This is a genomic window from Streptomyces sp. IBSBF 2435 (genome assembly GCF_036815005.1).
Classification (GTDB): domain Bacteria; phylum Actinomycetota; class Actinomycetes; order Streptomycetales; family Streptomycetaceae; genus Actinacidiphila.
The window spans coordinates 41,274-58,247 of sequence record NZ_JAJSYW010000028.1 but is presented as its reverse complement, the minus strand read 5'-3'; the positions used below and the strand labels follow the sequence as shown (position 1 = coordinate 58,247).

Annotated in this window: 19 protein-coding genes; 7 read left to right on the top strand and 12 right to left on the bottom strand. The window is 74.3% G+C overall.

What is annotated here, in order from left to right:
- Nucleotides 1-17 precede the first annotated feature (17 nt).
- The 7 genes from V7E46_RS08170 to V7E46_RS08140 all read right to left on the bottom strand — a co-directional run bounded on the left by V7E46_RS08170 (nucleotide 18) and on the right by V7E46_RS08140 (nucleotide 4,552).
- Nucleotides 18-974, bottom strand: coding sequence for a TIGR03557 family F420-dependent LLM class oxidoreductase (locus V7E46_RS08170; RefSeq protein ID WP_333767789.1), 957 nt, complete (start codon nucleotides 972-974; stop codon nucleotides 18-20).
- Between the two features lie 42 nt (nucleotides 975-1,016).
- The gene (locus V7E46_RS08165; protein ID WP_333767788.1) at nucleotides 1,017-1,709 is read right to left on the bottom strand and encodes an HAD family hydrolase; all 693 of its coding nucleotides are present in this window, start codon (nucleotides 1,707-1,709) and stop codon (nucleotides 1,017-1,019) included.
- A gap of 148 nt (nucleotides 1,710-1,857) precedes the next feature.
- Entirely contained in the window at nucleotides 1,858-2,118 is a 261-nt protein-coding gene (locus V7E46_RS08160) for a hypothetical protein (RefSeq protein ID WP_333767787.1), read from the bottom strand.
- An 81-nt stretch (nucleotides 2,119-2,199) separates the two neighbouring features.
- Nucleotides 2,200-2,496 (bottom strand): ArsR/SmtB family transcription factor, encoded by a 297-nt coding sequence (locus V7E46_RS08155; protein ID WP_333767813.1) that lies wholly within the window; start codon nucleotides 2,494-2,496, stop codon nucleotides 2,200-2,202.
- A gap of 295 nt (nucleotides 2,497-2,791) precedes the next feature.
- A complete protein-coding gene (locus V7E46_RS08150; RefSeq protein ID WP_329171686.1) occupies nucleotides 2,792-3,058 on the bottom strand; it encodes a DUF4235 domain-containing protein in 267 nt (88 codons plus the stop codon).
- A gap of 24 nt (nucleotides 3,059-3,082) precedes the next feature.
- Nucleotides 3,083-3,511, bottom strand: a complete 429-nt coding sequence (locus V7E46_RS08145; protein ID WP_333767786.1) for a hypothetical protein — start codon at nucleotides 3,509-3,511, stop codon at nucleotides 3,083-3,085.
- Between the two features lie 180 nt (nucleotides 3,512-3,691).
- Nucleotides 3,692-4,552 carry an alpha/beta fold hydrolase gene (locus tag V7E46_RS08140; protein WP_333767812.1) on the bottom strand — a complete coding sequence of 287 codons (861 nt, stop codon included), beginning with the start codon at nucleotides 4,550-4,552 and terminating at the stop codon, nucleotides 3,692-3,694.
- A gap of 274 nt (nucleotides 4,553-4,826) precedes the next feature.
- Between V7E46_RS08140 and V7E46_RS08135 the strand changes: the two genes are divergently transcribed.
- From V7E46_RS08135 to V7E46_RS08120, 4 genes are all read left to right on the top strand, one after another.
- A complete protein-coding gene (locus V7E46_RS08135; protein ID WP_333767785.1) occupies nucleotides 4,827-5,180 on the top strand; it encodes a PRC-barrel domain-containing protein in 354 nt (117 codons plus the stop codon).
- A 125-nt stretch (nucleotides 5,181-5,305) separates the two neighbouring features.
- The gene (locus tag V7E46_RS08130; RefSeq protein ID WP_333767784.1) at nucleotides 5,306-5,677 is read left to right on the top strand and encodes a YybH family protein; all 372 of its coding nucleotides are present in this window, start codon (nucleotides 5,306-5,308) and stop codon (nucleotides 5,675-5,677) included.
- 119 nt (nucleotides 5,678-5,796) lie between these two features.
- The gene (locus tag V7E46_RS08125) at nucleotides 5,797-6,234 is read left to right on the top strand and encodes a phage holin family protein (protein WP_333767783.1); all 438 of its coding nucleotides are present in this window, start codon (nucleotides 5,797-5,799) and stop codon (nucleotides 6,232-6,234) included.
- Nucleotides 6,231-6,776 carry a DUF3618 domain-containing protein gene (locus V7E46_RS08120; RefSeq protein WP_333767782.1) on the top strand — a complete coding sequence of 182 codons (546 nt, stop codon included), beginning with the start codon at nucleotides 6,231-6,233 and terminating at the stop codon, nucleotides 6,774-6,776. The genes V7E46_RS08125 and V7E46_RS08120 overlap by 4 nt, the downstream gene beginning before the upstream one ends.
- 106 nt (nucleotides 6,777-6,882) lie before the next feature.
- Here V7E46_RS08120 and V7E46_RS08115 read toward each other — a convergent pair whose 3' ends face one another.
- Nucleotides 6,883-7,236, bottom strand: coding sequence for an STAS domain-containing protein (locus V7E46_RS08115; RefSeq protein ID WP_333767781.1), 354 nt, complete (start codon nucleotides 7,234-7,236; stop codon nucleotides 6,883-6,885).
- 183 nt (nucleotides 7,237-7,419) lie between these two features.
- Between V7E46_RS08115 and V7E46_RS08110 the strand changes: the two genes are divergently transcribed.
- The 3 genes from V7E46_RS08110 to V7E46_RS08100 all read left to right on the top strand — a co-directional run bounded on the left by V7E46_RS08110 (nucleotide 7,420) and on the right by V7E46_RS08100 (nucleotide 9,099).
- Nucleotides 7,420-7,554 (top strand): hypothetical protein, encoded by a 135-nt coding sequence (locus V7E46_RS08110; RefSeq protein ID WP_333767780.1) that lies wholly within the window; start codon nucleotides 7,420-7,422, stop codon nucleotides 7,552-7,554.
- An 87-nt stretch (nucleotides 7,555-7,641) separates the two neighbouring features.
- Nucleotides 7,642-8,298, top strand: a complete 657-nt coding sequence (locus V7E46_RS08105) for an endonuclease (protein WP_333767779.1) — start codon at nucleotides 7,642-7,644, stop codon at nucleotides 8,296-8,298.
- A gap of 309 nt (nucleotides 8,299-8,607) precedes the next feature.
- Nucleotides 8,608-9,099, top strand: a complete 492-nt coding sequence (locus tag V7E46_RS08100) for a DUF5709 domain-containing protein (protein ID WP_333767778.1) — start codon at nucleotides 8,608-8,610, stop codon at nucleotides 9,097-9,099.
- Between the two features lie 51 nt (nucleotides 9,100-9,150).
- On the opposite strand, the gene V7E46_RS08095 is transcribed toward V7E46_RS08100, so the two are convergent.
- From V7E46_RS08095 to V7E46_RS08080, 4 genes are read right to left on the bottom strand one after another with little or no spacing between them, the layout of a single operon-like run.
- Nucleotides 9,151-10,359 carry an MFS transporter gene (locus V7E46_RS08095; RefSeq protein WP_333767777.1) on the bottom strand — a complete coding sequence of 403 codons (1,209 nt, stop codon included), beginning with the start codon at nucleotides 10,357-10,359 and terminating at the stop codon, nucleotides 9,151-9,153.
- On the bottom strand, nucleotides 10,356-10,559 hold the full coding sequence (locus tag V7E46_RS08090; RefSeq protein WP_333767776.1) for an MbtH family protein: 204 nt from the start codon (nucleotides 10,557-10,559) through the stop codon (nucleotides 10,356-10,358). Before V7E46_RS08090 ends, V7E46_RS08095 begins: the two co-directional genes overlap by 4 nt.
- Before the next feature lie 24 nt (nucleotides 10,560-10,583).
- On the bottom strand, nucleotides 10,584-11,774 hold the full coding sequence (locus tag V7E46_RS08085) for a cytochrome P450 (protein ID WP_333767775.1): 1,191 nt from the start codon (nucleotides 11,772-11,774) through the stop codon (nucleotides 10,584-10,586).
- Nucleotides 11,775-11,779: 5 nt separating this feature from the next.
- The gene (locus tag V7E46_RS08080; protein ID WP_333767774.1) at nucleotides 11,780-16,870 is read right to left on the bottom strand and encodes an amino acid adenylation domain-containing protein; all 5,091 of its coding nucleotides are present in this window, start codon (nucleotides 16,868-16,870) and stop codon (nucleotides 11,780-11,782) included.
- Nucleotides 16,871-16,974 lie beyond the last annotated feature (104 nt).

Below are 16,974 nucleotides of genomic sequence, written 5' to 3'. Positions count from 1 at the left end.
CCGGGCGACGGGCCGTGCTAGGCGCGCAGGCCGGGCAGGACCTCGGTGCGGTAGAAGTCGAAGAACTGCTTCTGGTCGGGGCCGATCTGGTTGACGTAGACCTCGTCGAAGCCGGCGTTCGCGTAGGCGCCGACCGCGTCGAGGTGGTCGGCGGCCTTGTCGCCGCAGGTGAGCGCGTCGGCGATCATCTGCTCGGTGACCAGGGTGGAGGCCTGCTCGAAGTGCGCTGGGGTGGGAAGCAGTTGGGCGAGTTCACCCGGGAGCTGCTCGTTCGGCCACAGGCGGTGCGCGGTCTTGACCGCCCGATCCCTGTCGGTGTCCCAGCAGACCTTCAGGCCGCCGATGACCGGCTTGCTTCCGCCGCCGGCCCGGCGGAACCGCTCGACCAGGTCCGTGTCGGGCTGCATCGTGACGAAGCCGTCGCCGATGCGGCCGGCCAGCGCCGCGGCCTGCGGCCCGAAGCCGGAGATGTAGAGCGGCGCGGGCTCCTCCGGGACGGTGTAGAGGCGGGCGTTCTCGACCCGGTAATGGGTCCCCCGGTGGCTCACCCGCTCACCCGTGAAGAGCTTCCTGATCACCTCGACGGCCTCTTCGAGCATCTCCAGGCGTTCGGGCGCCTCCGGCCACGGGTCGCCGAGGATGTGCTCGTTGAGGGCCTCGCCGCTGCCCAGCCCGAAGCGGAACCGCCCGCCGGTCAGGACCGCGGCCGTCGCGGCGGCTTGCGCGTTGACCGCCGGGTGCAGGCGGACCGTCGGACAGGTGACCAGAGTGGTGACGGGCAGCGGGGTGACCTGGGAGAGCGCCCCGATCATGGACCACACGAAAGAGCCCTGGCCCTGCTGGTCGTTCCACGGGTGGAAGTGGTCGGAGATCGCCAGCGCCTCGAATCCGGCCTGTTCCGCCATCCGGGCCTGGTCCAGCAGTTCCGCCGGGGTGAATTCCTCGGAGGAGAGGAAATATCCGTAAGTGGTCATGACGGTCCTTCCCGGCACGGGTGTTCCGCTGGATCGGGGTGGTCAGGGGTCGATGCCGCGCAGAGCGCCGGCGTCCAGCTCATCGAGGAGCGCGGCCACGTCGTCGTAGACCTCCTCGGCGCCGGCGTCCAGGAGTTCCTGCCGCCCGAAGGCGCCGGTCAGCACCGCCAGGCAGCGCACACCCGCCTTGGCGGCGGCCTGCGCGTCCCACACCGCGTCGCCCACGAAGACGGCGCGCTCGGCGGGGACGCCGGCCCGGTCGAGCGCCCGCGCGACGAGGTCGGGGGCCGGCTTGCTCGATTCGACGTCGTCGGCGGTGGTGACGGCGTAGAGGTGGTCGGCGGCGCCCAGCGCCTCGACCATCACCTCGGCCTCGTCGGACGACGCGGAGGAGGCCAGCACCACCCGCAGACCGCGCTCCGCGCAGGCCCGCAGCAGGTCGGTGGCCCGGGGCAGCGGTGCCAGCCGCGACCAGAACTGGCCGTACAGCGTGTCGTGCGCGGCGCTCAGGGCGTCGTCGCCGTCGTGGTCGCGGTCCTCGCCCAGGAGCGCGTCGAGCAGGTGGTCGCTCCCCATGCCGATACGCCGGTGGATGTCGGGCATCGTGGCCTGGTGCCCGCCCTGGCGCAGCGCCTCCCACCACGCGACGGTGTGCAGGTGGACGGTGTCCATGAGGGTGCCGTCCACGTCGAAGAGGACTGCCGACGGCGGGCCGGAACCACGGGGGTGCTCCATGTGCGACTCCTGGTTCTTCGGATCGGTCGCCGCGTCGGCAGGCGCGGGGCATTCATCCCGATTTTCGCCCATATGCGAGCTTATGTCGCCTTTGCCGCACCAGGTCGCCCTGCCGGGCGTGCGCATACCGGACGACGGGACGCGGGGTCTAAGCGGCGGGGCGGCCGTAGCCGCCCTCCGGGTGCCCGCGGCGATGACGCTCGCGCAGCCCGCGCAGCCGGGCCGTGATCAGCCGGACGACCGGGGTGCGGTCGCGGTGGCCCCGCTCGTAGCGGAGCAGCACCTCCAGTTGCTCGCGCCCTAGTTCGCTGGTGCGACGCTCAAGGCCGAGCCGCGGCAAATGGTTGTACCCGGCTATCGGCAGCTCCTGCGTCGAGGGATCCGGCAACTCACCCTCGAAGAATTCCATCGACGTCCTCCTCAGCCCCTGGTGTCGGCTGCCCCGCGCAGAGCACCCCAAACACCGCCGAAGGCGCCAGGTCCGCCGCGCCTACGTCCCCGCCTCGGCGAGCACCAGGTCGAGCAGGCAGGGAAAGCGGCCGTCGAGATCCTCGCGGCGCAGCCTCAGGTACAGCCGCCGCCCGGCGGGGCGCTGGTGGATCACGCCGCTCTCCCGCAGGGCCCGCCAGTGGTGGGTCAGCGACGACTTGGGAACCCCGGGCAGGATCGCGCCGCAGAAGGCCTCCTCCCCCGGCGCGAGGGCACGCACGATCTCCAGCCGGACGGGGTGCCCGAGGGCCGCGAGCACGTGGACCAGCTCGATCCGGTCGGCGTCGGGATGGTGCAGGACTGCGGATCGATGCCAACGGTGTCCGCCTGCACTACGTCGAGGGCGGCGCCGGTGAACCGCTGATCCTGCTCGGCGGCTGGCCCCAGACCTTGTGGCAGCGGAACCGCCTTCAACCAGGTCAAGGGACTGCAGGAGCGGCTGCTCGACGGCCGGGTACGGCTGCTGGTGGACTGGCTCTTCGAACGGCAGGCGGTGGACCCCGGGACCGGCCGCGGCGTCGCCCTGACGCCCTGGCCGGCCCCGGCGGCTGCTGCGGCCCGGCAGCCGGCGGGGCCGGAGCACGGGCCGGAACTCAGTCAGGCCAGTGGCCCGTCAGCCTTTCCACGGCCGCGGCGCCGCCGCGGTCGACGGCGGCCCTCACCACGGCGAAGATCGCGCCCTGCATGGCCGCGGCGGCCAGGATCTCCGGCCAGCCGCGGTCCTCGTCGGTGGCGTCGGGCGCGTCGTCCTCGTGCGCCAGGAGCTTCCAGCACTGCCGGAACAGCAGCCCGGCGGCCATGCCGCTGGCCGCTCCGAGCGCAAGGCCCACCGGTTTGTAGGCGATTGCCGCGGTCTTCATGACGTCCTCGATTCTTGTCGCGTCCTATCGCACCGGTGAGCCGGCCGTGCCGGCCGGCACCCGGGTTCGTGCCGGCGCCGGCAGATCGGCGCCGAGGCCGTGGATCCGCGCCGCGGGTAGCACCGCGGGCGTCCTCGCCGGCGTCCGGACGACGGTGGCGACAGCCACCAGCGCGCCCACGACGATCAGCGCCGACGTCCACACGGGCGCCACCAGCGCCAGCGCCGCGATCCCCGCCAGCGCCAGGACTTGCGCACCGGCCACGGCGGTCACCGCCGCGGCCCGCGGGCACGGCGCCGCGCCGGAGTGCTCCGCGAAGGCGGGCACTCCCGCCGGTACGGGCCACAGCTCGGCGAAGTGGGCGTAGGGCAGCCAGCGGAAGGCCTTCCCGGCACCGTGGGCGAGCTGTGCCGCCACCGGCCGGTCCGTGCTCCGCGGGTCGGCATCGGCCATCGGCTGCTCCTTCGGCGCGTTCGGCGGCGGGCTGGCTGCCCGCTGTTCGGCTGCCCCCGAATCGCCTGACCAGTCAGTCCCGTTCACCCGCGCGTTCACCCGCGCCGGCGGCTCGCACCGGCCGGCGGCGCCACCCGGGCGCCGACTCCCCCGCCGGGCAGGCCCGTCGGCCGAAGAGGCTCAGCGGCGGAAGAAGTCGCCGAGGGCCGCCGCGACCGCGCCGGGGGCCTCCTCGGCCATGTGATGGCCGGAGTCGATGCCGTGTCCGCGCAGGTCGTCGGCCCAGTCCCGCCAGATCGCAAGCGGGTCGCCGTAGAGGTCCTCCAGGTCGTCGCGGGTGGACCAGAGGATCAGGGCGGGGCACGTCAGGCGCCTGCCTGCCGCGCGGTCCGCCTCCTCGTGCCGCAGGTCGACGGTGAGGCCCGCGCGGTAGTCCTCCAGCATCGCGCGGACCACTTGGGGGTTGTGGACGGCCTCGCGCCACTCCGCGTGGTTCTCCTCCCCCATGCGGTGCGGGTCGCCCGTGTACCAGCGGTCCGGATCGGCGTTGATGACGCGCTCGGGGACGTCGGGCTGGGCGAAGAAGAACCAGTGCCACCAGCGGGTGGCGAACTCCGCCGTGATGCGGGACAGGTGCTCGCTGATCGGCAGGCAGTCCATCAGGGCCACCCGCGACACCGCGTCGGGGTGGTCGAGCGCGAGCCGCAGACCCGCGTAGCTGCCGCGGTCGTGGCCGGCGAGGGCGAAACGGGGGTGGCCGAGGTGGCGCATCACCGCCAGGACGTCGTTCGCGACAGCCCGCTTGGCGTGCGCCGCGTGGTCCGCGGACGGCGCGGGGCCGCGCGAGCGCCCGTAGCCGCGCAGGTCGGGGCAGACGACGGTGAAGCCGCGCTCGACCAGGAGCGGCGCGACCCGGTGCCAGGTCGCGGACGTCCGCGGGTGGCCGTGCAGCAGCACCACGGGCGGCCCCTCGCCGCCGTGGCGGACGAAAACGGTCGCCTCGCCCACGGCGATTCGTTCGGTCGTGAAGTCCTCGAACACGTGCGGCACCGCCCCTTCTCCGTCCCGGGTCGGCCTTCCCCGTCCGGCGCGGGAACAACGTCTCCGGCGCCCCGGGGCTGCTCGTCGCGCGGTTCGGCGCCGCGCGCTCGCGCGGCTGGGGTGCCCGATCGTCGCGGAAGATCACCGGTGGGCAGTTTGTCACCCGGTGCTCCGGGCACGCGATCCATGTAAAGGGAATCATCTCCATTCGCGCATCGACCCCGCCGAATCATCAGGGCGGGGAATGCTGCGCGCGCGACGGAAAGTGGATGCAGTGACTGACTCCATGTGGGCACACCAGCCGGCTGCCGGATACAACGAGGGCACGGACCTGGCCGGATTCCGGGTCGAGGCGACCGACGGAAGCATCGGGAAGGTCGACAAGCACTCCGTGGAGGTGGATTCGTCCTACCTCGTGGTCGACGCCGGCGTGTGGATCTTCGGAAAGCACGTGCTGCTGCCCGCGGCCACCATCAGCTCCATCGACCTCGACCAGCAGACGGTGTTCATCGCCCTGACGAAGGAGCAGATCAAGGACGCTCCGAAGTTCGACAAGGAGATGCACCTCACCGACCCCGAGCACCGCGCGCAGACCGAGCACTACTACGGACGCCACCGCCGGGTGTGACCCTCCGGCGGGCCCCGGCCCCCGCGGGTGGGGCCGTCCCCGTGTCGGACGGCCCCGCCCGCGGGCCCGGCGCCCGCGCACGCCACTCCCCCTCCGGACTGTCCGGACTACGCAGAGAGAAAAGGATGAGCACCGAATCGTTTACGGCCGAGACGGCCGCCGAACCCGAAACCGACCTCCCCACCGTCATCGGTGAATTCGTCGACGCCATCAACGCGGGCAGCGCGGACGGCGTCCGGCGGTGTTTCACCGAAAAGGCCGTCGTGAATGACGGTGGCCGCGAAATACGGGGCCGGGAGGCCATCGCCCGGTGGGCGGACGAGGAATTCTTCCAGGCCGCCGGCACGATTCGGCCCAGTCGCGTACAGCCGATCTCGCAACTGGGCGGCGACCAGGTGGTGACCGCGCACCTGCACGGCACCCACCGGTCCGGCATGTCCACCCTGCTGGTCACCGCCACCCCCGCCGCCATCGCGGTCCTGCAACTGCGCCGGTGAACCGGCGGGCCGGTTCGGTCATTCGGCGTGTCCGCCGGGCTGAACCGTCCGGCCCGGGGTAGCCGCAAGCACATCGACTGCCGGACGCCATCGGTGCGCCGGCGTAGGAGGTGACTGACATGTCCAGTGCACAGCCGCACACCACAGACTTCGACCGCGATACGCGGACTGCCGGGACCGAGCCGGTGGGCGAGCTGGTCCAGCGGGCCTCGCAGCAGCTGACCGAGCTTGTGCGCGGTGAACTGAGGCTGGCGCAGGCGGAGATGACGGAGAAGGGCAAGCGCTACGGCAAGGGCGGCGGGCTGTTCGGCGGCGCCGGGCTGGTCGGCTTCCTGATGCTCCAGGCGCTGGTCGCCAGCGCGATCGCCGGCCTGGCCGTGCCGTTGCCCCTGTGGGCCGCGGCGCTGATCGTCACCGCGGTGCTGGGCGCGGTCGCCGCGGTGCTGGCGCTGACCGGGAAGAAGCAGGTCAGCCGGGCGGCGCCGCCCGCGCCCCAGGAGACGATCGAGAACGTGAAGGCAGACGTGGCCGAGATCAAGAGGAGTGCCCACCGATGAGCAAGCCGGACGACGAGCAGATCGCGTCAAGCCCCGAGCAGCTGCGCAAGGAGGTCGAGCAGACCCGCGCCGAGCTGGGGCAGACCGTGGAGGAACTGGCGGCCAAGGCCGACGTCAAGGCCCGGGCCAAGGAGAAGACCGCCGAGGTCAAGGAACAGGCCGCGGTCAAGGCGACAGAGGTCAAGGAGCAGGCCACCGCGAAGGCCGCCGAGGTCAAGGAACAGGCCGCGGTGAAGGCCGCCGAGGTCAGGGGGCAGGCCGCGGTCAAGGCCGAGGAGCTGAAGTCCAAGGCGGTGCAGACCGGGCACCGGGTGCAGGACAGGATTCCCGACCAGGTCAAGGACAAGGCCGCGCAGGCCGCCGGCCAGGTCCGCGCCAAGGCCGGCCAGGTCGGCGGCGTGTGGGAGGACAGGGCACCCGAGCCACTGCAGGAGAAGACGGCTCAGGGCGCGCAGCTGGCGCGGGAGAACCGTACGGCGCTGCTGGTGGGCGCGGGTGTGGTGGCTGTCGCGTGGCTGGCGTGGCACCGCAGGAACGGATGAGTCCGAGGAAGCCTCGAAGGCCGGCCCGGTCCGCAGCGAAGCCTGGGTGGTCCCACCGCGGTGGGACCACCCAGGCTTCCTGCTGCGGGGAGACGCCGCTGCGGGGTCAGCGGCTCAGCGCCTCGGCGCCCTGTTCCCAGCCCCGGTAGAGGGCGAAGAGGTCGTCACCGCCGCCGGCCAGTGTCAGCAGCCGGGCGACGGGTTCGGGGGCCGCCGCCAGAGCGAACCGGCCGCCCGCCTCGTGCACCCGGCGCTGTACCCGCAGCAGCGCGTTGAAGCCGGAGGAGTCGCAGAATTCCACTCCCGCCAAGTCCACGACCAGGTCCGGGTGTTCGGCGATGAGACCGGTCGCGGCGTTGTGGAAGTCCCCGGCGGTGGACATGTCCAGATCGCCCACCGCGGCCACCACCGCCAGCCGGCCCCGCTCCTCCACGATGTGCACTCGTAGCGCTCCGCTCACCGGACACTCCCCTCGCGACCTCTGCCGGACAGCAACATCCGTTCGCGTTTTCCCCGGTTGCCGTACCGCATGCCCGCGGATTCCCGGCGTCCGCGGACACCGCGGGCCGGGAACGGCGGCCCTGGCAGTCACCGTCACTCCGGCGGCCTAAGCGCCCTGAGTGGACAAAATGCATGGAAACCGATGCATCAGGGCACGCGCAGGGAGCAGCGCTCCGCCCCGACGGCGGAGCCGCCCGATCGGCGGCACCTGGCGGGCGACCCCAGCCGGGCCGACTCGGAGGCGATGCGTCCGTCCGGGACCATGGCGGCGGTCTGAGCGCACGGCACGGGCCGCCCCGCTCCCCCAGCGGGGCGCGGGGCGGCCGACCGGACTTCCCTACGCACTCGCGGGAGATGAGAGCAAATGGCCGCCACCACCCGGCGCGACGTGATGCGCGCCCTTCTGGACGGCTACGGCCGTACGTACGCCGCCGAGGCGGGCATCCGCCTCACGGACACCCCGCAGCCGCTGTACCGGCTGCTCGTGCTCGCCGGCCTGCTCAGCGCCCGTATCCGGGCCGGGACCGCCGTCGCCGCGGCCAAGGAGCTGACCGCGGCGGGTATGCGCGATCCGCGCCGGATGGCGGCGGCCACCTGGCAGCAGCGGGTCGACGCGCTCGGCCGCGGCGGCTACCGGCGCTACGACGAGCGCACCGCCACCCAGCTCGGCGAGGGCGCGGAATTGGCCGCCGAGCGCTACGGCGGTGACCTGCGGCGGCTGCGGGACGAGGCCGGCGGCGACACCGCCGCGATCCGCCGCGGGCTCCAGGAATTCCCCGGCGTCGGACCGGCCGGCGCCGACATCTTCCTGCGTGAGGCGCAGGCCGTCTGGCCGCAGGCGGCGCCCTACCTCGACGCCAAGGCCCTCCAGGGCGCCCGCGCCCTGGGCCTGCCCACCACCCCGGCGGCCCTGCTCCCCCTCGCCGACGGCACGCAGCCGGCCGTCCTGGCCTCCGCGCTGGTCCGCGTCGCCCTGGACAAGACGGCCCCGCGCTCCGTCCGCGAAGCCGCCCACGCCTGACGCCCGGCCGCGCGGGCCTCAGGCGGTGCGGCCCGGCGCGCCGGGCAGGTCGGTCCCGGGTGCGACCCGCGCGGTGCGCACTTCGGGGTCCGCCGCGTCCGGGCGGGCTGACACGCGCCGCCGGGCTGCGCAGCCGGGCACTAGCCGGGCGGCTGACCTGGGAGGTCGCGGCGGTAGGAGCCGCCGGTCACGTTTCGGCGGCGCCGTCAGGGGTTAGCCGCTCGTGGTAGGGCCATGACCGCGGGCGGCGGCACGAAAGCCGTGCGGCGCCGGCGCGGAAGGCGAGCCCAGGAGCGAGAGGAGCGTGCCATGACCGACGACGCGAGGGGCGACGAGGTCTACCAGCCCACCGGGAGCAACGAGGAGCAGGAGGACGCCTCCCCGCTCGACATGGAGGACGCCGTCGGCGAGGACGACTACGACACGATGCTCGACCGCGGCTACTCCCCGCCGGAACGCCCGTACGCGGTGGACAAGCCCGGCACCACGGCGGCCGAGCAGCGCGAGGGCGAGAACCTCGACGAACGGCTGTCCGAGGAAGTGCCGGACGTCGGCGACAGGCCGCAGGACCAGGACGGAGACCCGCTCGGCGACGCGCCGGGGACCGACGGCGAGCTGGTCGACCAGGAGGCGGGCGACGAGAGGTCCGGGCGGCTGGTCGCGCCGAACCAGGGCATCGAGCGGCCGGTGCACGACGGGGTCGCCGCCACCGATGTGGGAATCGACGACGCCTCCGCGCCGGCCGAGGAGGCCGCGGTGCACGAGGTGGACGACCCCGAGCGCGGCGGCACGGCGCCGTGACGGCCCGGGCGGGCGCGGCGCCGGCGTAGCCCCCGGAGGGGTCCGTACGGATCAGTCGGCCGGGCCGCGCACCAGGTTCAGCAGCACCAGTGCGCACAGGCTCGCCCCCACCGCGACCGCGACCAGCACCGTGCCCACGGCGAGGTGCTCGAAGAGGACGCCCGCCGCCGCGTAGGCGACCGGGCTGGCCACGAAGACGGCGGCGCCGAAGACCGGGACCACGTGCGGGCGCAGGTGCTCGGGCGGCCGCAGGGTCAGCAGGGCGACGGCGGGCGCGGTCACCGCGGGCAGGAACATGCAGCCGGCCGCGACCGTCAGCGCCGCCGTGGCGGCCGGCTGGTCCCACGGCAGCAGCCACAGCACGAGGGCCGCGCCCACACCGCCGCAGGCCGCGAAGCGGGTCGGCGGGATGCGGCGCGCGAGCCGGGCGACGATCACGGTGCCCAGGGCGGTGCCGCCGCCCCACGCGGCCAGCAGCCAGCCGACCACATGGGGGTTGGCGTCGTAGCGGCTCCTGGCCATGACCGGCAGCGCGAGCAGCACGACGGGCATGAGGGTGCCGTACCCGAGCACGGCCAGCGACATCGTCCGCAGCACCGGGTCACGGAAGAGGTAGCGCGCGCCCTCCGCCATGCGGTTCGCCGACAGCGGCGCCTGCGCGGGCTCGCCGCGCGGCAGCCCGGTCAGCAGCGCGGCCGACACCGCGAACGAGACCGCGTCGACCCACAGCACATTGAGCGCGCCGATTCCGGCGATCAGGAAGCCCGCGACCGCGGGGCCGACCAGCCGCGCCGACGAGGTCGCCGTCTCGAACAGCGCGTTGGCCGCGGTGACGGCCCCCTCGTCGGAGCCGACGGTCTCGGTGAGCAGCATGCGCTGCGCGGACAGGTACGCCGACGCGACGCAGCCGACGAGCGCCACGATCACCAGCAGCACCCAGAACGGCAGCATGTCCGCGAAGTACAGCGTGGGCACCGCCGCCACCAGCACCGCGTCGGCCAGGTCGCCGGCGATCGTGACGCGGCGGGCACCCCAGCGGGCCACGAGCAGCCCGGCGGGCATGGCCAGCAGCGGCACCGGCAGGATCTGGATGACGAACACCAGGCCCATCCGTGCCGGTGAGCCGCTGGTCATCAGGACGAACCAGGGCAGCGCCAGCGTCGTCATCTGGGTGCCGACCGAGGAGACGAACTCGGCGGTGACAACCCTGCGGAACTGCCGGCTCCGCAAGGGCGAGCGCTGCGCCGGCGCGGTCGTCACCGGGCCGCCCGGACCGAGGCCGGGCGCAGGTCCGTCCATCGGGCCTCGACGTAGCCGGCGCAGGCGTCCCGCGTGCCGGGGCCGAACACCGGCGACCAGCCGGCCGGCACCCCGACGCCGGACGGCCACAGGCTGTGCTGCGCCTCCTCGTTGACCAGCACCCGGTAGGTCCCGTCGGGGCCGTCGGACGGATTCGCCATCGCCTTATCCCCCCCGGCCGCCGGCTACCACGCCACCGGCAGCCGGTGGACGCCGTAGACGGTCATGTCGGAGCGCATCGGGATCCGCTCCGGGGCCTCGGCGAGGCGCAGGCCGGGGAAGCGCCGCAGCAGCGCGGTGTAGCCGATGCGCAGTTCCAGCCGGGCCAGCTGCTGCCCGAGGCACTGGTGGATGCCGTGGCTGAAGGTGAGGTGGCCGAGCCCGCCCTGGGTGACGTCGAGGCGGTCGGGGTCGGTGAACTGGTCCGGGTCGCGGTTGGCGCTGGGGAGGTGGATCAGCACGGTCTCGCCCTTGCGCAGGGTCACCCCGTCGATCTCGACGTCCTCGGCGGGGGTGCGCTGCACTCCCACATGCACGACGGTGAGGTAGCGCAGCAGCTCCTCGACCGCGCCTTCGACCAGCGACTCGTCCGCGCGCAGCAGGTCGAGCTGGCCGGGGTTGTCCAGCAGCGCGTACGTGCCGAGCGAGAGCATGTTCGCCGTGGTCTCGTGCCCGGCGACCAGCAGCAGCAAGGTGGCGCCGACCGCCTCGGGGAAGCTGACGTCCTCCCCGGCCACCAGCACGCTCAGCACGTCGCCGGCCGGCTCCGCCTTCTTGCGCATGAGCAGCTCGCCGGTCAGCTCGACGAGGTCCTTCACCGAGGCCTGCGCCTCCAGCGGGTCGACGTCCAGGCGCAGGATGTTCGCCGAGTTGCCCTCGAACCGCTCGCGGTCGGCGACGGGCACCCCGAGCAGCTCGCAGATCACCTGCGAGGACACCGGCACCGCGTAGTCCGCGACCAGGTCGGCGGGCGGCCCCTTGCGGAGCATCGCGTCGGCGTACTGCGCGGTGATCTCCTCGATCCGCGGGGTGAGCATCCGCATCCGGCGCAGCGTGAACTGGCCGGCCAGCAGCCGCCGGAAACGGGTGTGGTCCGGCGGGTCCATGTGCTCGAAAAGGCCGGGTATCCCCTCTTCCAGGTCCGAGGGGCGGTCGGAGGGGAAGGCCAGGTGCTTGTGCGTCGAGGCGGAGCTGAACCGCTTGTCGGACAGGATCGCGCGGCCCTGCCGGTAGCCGGTGACAAGCCAGCCCTCGTAGCCGTCGGGAAAGGCCATCCGGCAGATCGGCCCCTGGGCGCGCAGCACCTCCGGCGGGTCGAACGGCCGCTCCCGCAGGGTCGGCAGCCCGTTGGTGATGGGGCAGGTGGATTCGGTCATGTCTCCTACATTCCGCCGTCGGTGTGGGCGACGGCCTCGGTGGTGTGCGCGGACCGGTCGGAGACCGGGGGTTCGGCCCGTACGCGGTCTCGCAGCTGCGAGACCGTCAGCTCCGGGTGCCGCGCGACGAGTTCCAGCACCCTCGGCCACTGGCGCACCAGCGCCCCCATGACCGGCGGCGCGATGCAGTCCGGCGAGTACACCCACAGGCCGCGCAGCTCGCCCTCGGCCTCGCGGGCCACCAGGTACAGGTCGAGGTTGTGCGGCTCGATGGCGGTGATCAGCTCCGGGAGCGGGCTCTCGTCGCCGACCTGCACGTCCAGCGGCGCCACGTCCAGGCCGTCCAGGGCCAGCGTGCGGCTCGGCACCCCGAGCAGGTTGAGCATCACGCGCAGCGGCAGGTGGTTGCCGTCGCCGATGACGCCGTCGTGCACCAGCGCGCGCACCGGCACGTTCTGGTGCGAGTACGCGTCCAGCTCGCCCTGGAGGACGCGCTGGACCAGGTCGTGGACGGTCGGGTCGTCCGCCATCCGCGACCGGTTCAGGATGATGTTGATGAACGGGCCGACCATCCGGGTCGTCTCGGGGCGTTCGCGGCCGGCCAGCGGGTGGCTCACCGCGATGTCGGTCGCGCCGGAGTAGCTGTGCAGCAGCACGTGGAAGGCCGACATCAGCATCATGAACAGGGTCACGCCCTCGCGTCGGGCGGCGTCCTTCACCGCCGCCATGACGTCCGCGCCGACCACGACGCTGTGGCTGTAGCCCTCGACGAAGTCGTCCAGCTGGTGGGCCGGCGCGTCGAATTCCAGCGCGCGGGCCGCGCCGTCCAGTTCCCTGCGCCAGTGCCCGATGTGCTCGTCGAGCGCGCCGCCGGCCAGCAGCGCCTGCTCCCAGGCCGCGTAGTCCAGGTGCTGGACCATCACGTCGGGCAGCTCCGGCCGCCGAGCCGCCGTGTGGGCCGCGTACAGCTGCGACAGCTCGTTGATGATGACCAGGAAGCCCCAGTGGTCGACCAGGATGTGGTGGGCCACGAGGACCAGCGCGTGCTCCTGGTCGCCGAGCCGTACGAGCAGGCCGCGGACCAGGTTCCCGTCCGCGATGCGGAACGGCCGCTCGGTCTGCCGGGTGAGCAGCTCGCGCAGCTTCTCGCGCCGGTCGTGCTCCTGGTGGGCGCGCAGGTCGACGGTCTCGACCGGCCACTCGGCCCTGCCGTCGGCGAACTGGACGGTCGCCGAGCCGCGCTGGACGTAGCGGGTGCGCAGGATGTCGTGCCGGCGCACCAGGTCGTCCAGGCCGCGGCGCAGCGCGGCGGCGTCGAGCGCGCCGCGCACCCGCCACGCGGTGATGACGCCGTGGTGCGCGTGGTCGGGGCCGACCGGCTGGAGCAGGAACTCCAGCTGGCCGAAGGACAGCCCGGCGCCGTCGCCGCGGTCGGCCGTGGGGATCGGCGCGTGCAGCAGGTCGGCCGCGCTGGCGGCGGCGTGCTCGGCGTCGTCGCGGACCGGCTCGACCGCGCCGTCCCCGACCGCGCGGGCGCACCGGATGATCGCGCGCAGCGCGTCGAACCAGGCGTCCGCGAGGTCGCGGACCTCGTCCTCGGTGAGCAGCGACGCCGCCCAGCTCCAGTCGGCCACCAGCCGCGGGCCGCCGGGCCCGTCCTGGGTGACGGCGTTGACCTCGATCGGGTACGGCAGCGGCCGGGCGCCGGTGGTGCCGGGCGCGGTGTCGTCCCGCAGCGGCAGCCACGGCGTCTCCTCGTCGGTGACGGGGACCCGGCCGAGGTAGTTGAACAGCGCCTGCGGCGCGGGCTGCGCGGCGAGCAGGGGCGCGCTGCGCGGGTCGAGGTGGCGCAGCACCCCGTAGCCGAGGCCGCGCTCCGGGATCGCCCGCAGCTGCCTGCCGACACGGGCGACGGCCGCCGCCAGCTCGCTGCCCGCCCCGGTCACCTCGTCCCAGGACAGCGCGCCGCAGTCGAGGCGTACCGGGTGGACGCTGGTGAACCAGCCGACCGTACGGGACAGGTCGACGCCGTCGAGCAGGTGCTCGTGCCTGCCGTGGCTCTCCACGTCCAGCACCACCGCTGCGCCGCCCGCGCCGTCCCCGCCGGGCCGGCGGGCGCGCCACCGGCCGACGGCGAGGGCGAAGGCGGTCAGCAGCACGTCCTGGATGCCGCGGCGGAAGGCCGCGGGCACCTGTCCGACCAGCGGCGCGGTGTCCTCGGCCGGGAGGGTCACCGACAGGCGCCCCTCGGTGCCGGTGACGTCGCGTTCCGGGTCCAGCCGGCCCGCCACCAGCGGCGCGGCGTCCCGCAGGACGCCCTGCCAGACCGGCAGTTCGGGGCGGTGCCGTGCGACGGCCTCGCCGGAGGCCACCCGGGCGGCCCAGCCGCGCAGCGACGTCGCCACCGGCGCGAGGACCGGTTCGCGGCCCGCGGCGACCGCCTCCCACGCGGCGGCGAGGTCGGCCAGCAGGATTCGCCACGACACGCCGTCGACGGCGAAGTGGTGGACGGCGAGCAGCAGCCGGCCCGGACGCGCCGCCCCGGCGTCGAACCACACCGGCTGGAGCATCGCGCCCGCGGCCGGGTCGAGCCGTTGCTTGGCGGCGGCCGTCTGCTCGGCGATCAGCGCCCGCGCGTCCGCGTCGGCGAGCCCGCTGGTGTCCACGCGGCGCAGGACGTCCGCGACCCGTACCGCGCCGGGCTCGTCCGCGTACAGCGACCACTGCCCGCCGGGCGCGGCCACCAGCCGGGTGCGCAGCGCGTCGTGCCGGTCGACCAGCGCCTGGAGCGCCGAGGTCAGCCGGTCCCCGTCCACGCCCCGCGGCAGGCCGACGGTCGCGGACAGGTCGAAGCCGACGGCCGAGCCGCCGAATTGCCGCTGCCTCTCCATGACGGGCAGCAGCGGGATCTCGCCGGTGCCGATGTCCGCGACGCCCGGCCCGGTGTCCTCGCCGGCCGGCCGCGCCACCCGGGCGATGCCCGCCACCGTCTGGTGGGTGAAGACGTCCCGGACGGTGAGGACCAGACCGGCGGTGCGGGCGCCGGCGACCAGCTGGGTGGCCTGGATGCTGTCCCCGCCCAGATCGAAGAAGCCGGTCTCGGCGCCGATGTCGGGTATCCCGAGCACCTCGGCGAAGACGGTGCACAGGGTCCGCTCGGCCGGGGTGGCCGCCGCCCGGGACGCGGTGGCCGCGCCGAGGTCGGGCGCGGGCAGCGCGCGCCGGTCGAGCTTGCCGTTGGCGGTCACCGGGAAGGCGTCGAGCACCGTCACCACGACCGGCACCATGTACTGCGGCAGCCGCTCGGCCACGAAGGACCGCAGCTCGGCGGGCTCGGCGTGCCTGCCGCCGGCGAGTACGGCGTAGCCGACGAGCTCCTTGCCGCCTGAGGGCCTCTCCCGCACCAGCACGGCGGCGTCCGCCACGGCGGGGTGCGCGCCGAGCGCGTTCTCGATCTCGCCCGGTTCGATGCGGAAGCCGCGGATCTTGACCTGGGCGTCGGTGCGGCCGAGGTAGTCGAGCCGCCCGTCCGCGCGCCAGCGGGCCAGGTCGCCGGTGCGGTACATCCGGCTTCCGGGCGGCCCGTACGGGCAGGCGACGAACCGCTGCGCGGTGAGGCCGGGCTGTCCCAGGTAGCCGCGGGCCACGCCCGCTCCGGCGAGGTACAGCTCGCCGGGAACGCCGGCCGGCACCGGGCGCAGCCGCTCGTCGAGCACATAGGCGCGGGTGTCGTCCATCGGTGTGCCGATCGGCACGGCGCCGTCCGCCGGCTCGCGGGTGCGGTGCAGCACGGCGAAGGTCGTGGTCTCGGTCGGCCCGTACCCGTTGGTGAGGACGGTCTCCGGCCAGGCGGCCAGCGCCCTGGCGGCCACGGGCGGCGACAGCGCCTCGCCGCCGGCCAGCACCTCGCGCATCCCGGCCAGCGCCGCGGGGTCGCGCTCGACCAGCAGGTTGAACAGCGCGGCCGTGAAGAAGGCCGAGGTGACACGGTGTTCGCCGATGGTGCGCAGCAGGGTGTCCGGGTCGAGGTCGCCGGGCGGTGCGACGACCACCTCGCCGCCGGACAGCAGCGGCACCCACAGCTCGTAGGTGGAGGCGTCGAAGGCGGTCGGGGCGTGCATCAGTACGCGGGTGTGGTTGCCGCCGCGCCACACCTGGTCGGCGGCGAGGCTCGCCACATTGCGGTGGGTGACCGCCACGCCCTTCGGCAGCCCGGTGGAGCCGGAGGTGTACATGACGTACGCCATCCGGTCGGGTCCGCCCGCGGGCGGGAGGGCGGCGGCGCCGTCCGCCAGGCCGTCCGCGGCGGACAGCTCCGCGGCCACGTCGAGGACGCGCATGCCCTCGGTGGCGGGGTGCTCCGGCCCCGGGCCGTCCACGAGGAGCACGCTCGCGCGGGTGTCGGCCATGATCAGCCGCATGCGGGACACGGGATAGCGGGGGTCGAGCGGCACGTACACACCGCCGGCCTTGAGCACGGCCAGGATCGCCACCGGCAGCCGTACCGAGCGCTCCATCAGCAGGCACACCGCGTCCTCGGCGCCGCCTGCGCCGACGCCCAGGGCGCGCAGCCGCCGAGCGAGCCGGCCGGCGGCGCCGGCGAGCCCGGCGTAGGTCAGCCGCTCGCCGCCGCAGCTGACGGCGACGGCGTCCGGGGTACGGGCCGCCTGCGCCTGGAACAGCTCGGGCAGCCCGGCCGCGGGCGCTTGGCCGCCCGCGCCGTTCCACTCCTGGAGCACGCGGTGCCGCTCGGCCGGGGTGAGCAGGTCGACGTCGCCGATCGGCCGGTCCGGGTCGGTGATCATCGCCACCAGCACCTGGCGCAGCCGGCGCAGCATGGTGCGGATCGTGTCGGGGTCGAAGACGTCGGTGTTGTACTCGATGCCGCCGTCGATGCCGCCCGGCGTGCCGTCGCCCGCGAGGTGCTCGTGCAGCAGGAAGACCAGGTCCATCCGCGCGGTGCCGGTGCCCGCCGCCACCGGCGCCGCCGCGACGCCGGGCAGGTCCAGGGTCTCGTCGGTGACGCTCTGCCAGGACAGCATGACCTGGACCAGCGGGTGGTGCGACATCGACCGGGCCGGCCGCAGGGCGTCCACCAGGGCGTCGAAGGGGATGTCGCCGTGGGGGGGGGGGGGGGGGGGGGGGGGGGGGGGCGGGGGGGGGGGGGGGGGGGGGGGNCCCCCCCCCCCCCCCCCCCCCC

Excerpts from the sequence above, each read along its gene's own strand:
- V7E46_RS08170 (WP_333767789.1), bottom strand. The coding sequence starts at position 974 with ATGACCACTTACGGATATTTCCTCTCCTCCGAGGAATTCACCCCGGCG.
- V7E46_RS08165 (WP_333767788.1), bottom strand. The coding sequence starts at position 1,709 with ATGGAGCACCCCCGTGGTTCCGGCCCGCCGTCGGCAGTCCTCTTCGAC.
- V7E46_RS08160 (WP_333767787.1), bottom strand. The coding sequence starts at position 2,118 with ATGGAATTCTTCGAGGGTGAGTTGCCGGATCCCTCGACGCAGGAGCTG.
- V7E46_RS08150 (WP_329171686.1), bottom strand. The coding sequence starts at position 3,058 with ATGAAGACCGCGGCAATCGCCTACAAACCGGTGGGCCTTGCGCTCGGA.
- V7E46_RS08145 (WP_333767786.1), bottom strand. The coding sequence starts at position 3,511 with ATGGCCGATGCCGACCCGCGGAGCACGGACCGGCCGGTGGCGGCACAG.
- V7E46_RS08130 (WP_333767784.1), top strand. The coding sequence starts at position 5,306 with ATGAGCACCGAATCGTTTACGGCCGAGACGGCCGCCGAACCCGAAACC.
- V7E46_RS08125 (WP_333767783.1), top strand. The coding sequence starts at position 5,797 with ATGTCCAGTGCACAGCCGCACACCACAGACTTCGACCGCGATACGCGG.
- V7E46_RS08120 (WP_333767782.1), top strand. The coding sequence starts at position 6,231 with ATGAGCAAGCCGGACGACGAGCAGATCGCGTCAAGCCCCGAGCAGCTG.
- V7E46_RS08110 (WP_333767780.1), top strand. The coding sequence starts at position 7,420 with ATGCATCAGGGCACGCGCAGGGAGCAGCGCTCCGCCCCGACGGCGGAG.
- V7E46_RS08105 (WP_333767779.1), top strand. The coding sequence starts at position 7,642 with ATGGCCGCCACCACCCGGCGCGACGTGATGCGCGCCCTTCTGGACGGC.
- V7E46_RS08100 (WP_333767778.1), top strand. The coding sequence starts at position 8,608 with ATGACCGACGACGCGAGGGGCGACGAGGTCTACCAGCCCACCGGGAGC.
- V7E46_RS08090 (WP_333767776.1), bottom strand. The coding sequence starts at position 10,559 with ATGGCGAATCCGTCCGACGGCCCCGACGGGACCTACCGGGTGCTGGTC.
- V7E46_RS08085 (WP_333767775.1), bottom strand. The coding sequence starts at position 11,774 with ATGACCGAATCCACCTGCCCCATCACCAACGGGCTGCCGACCCTGCGG.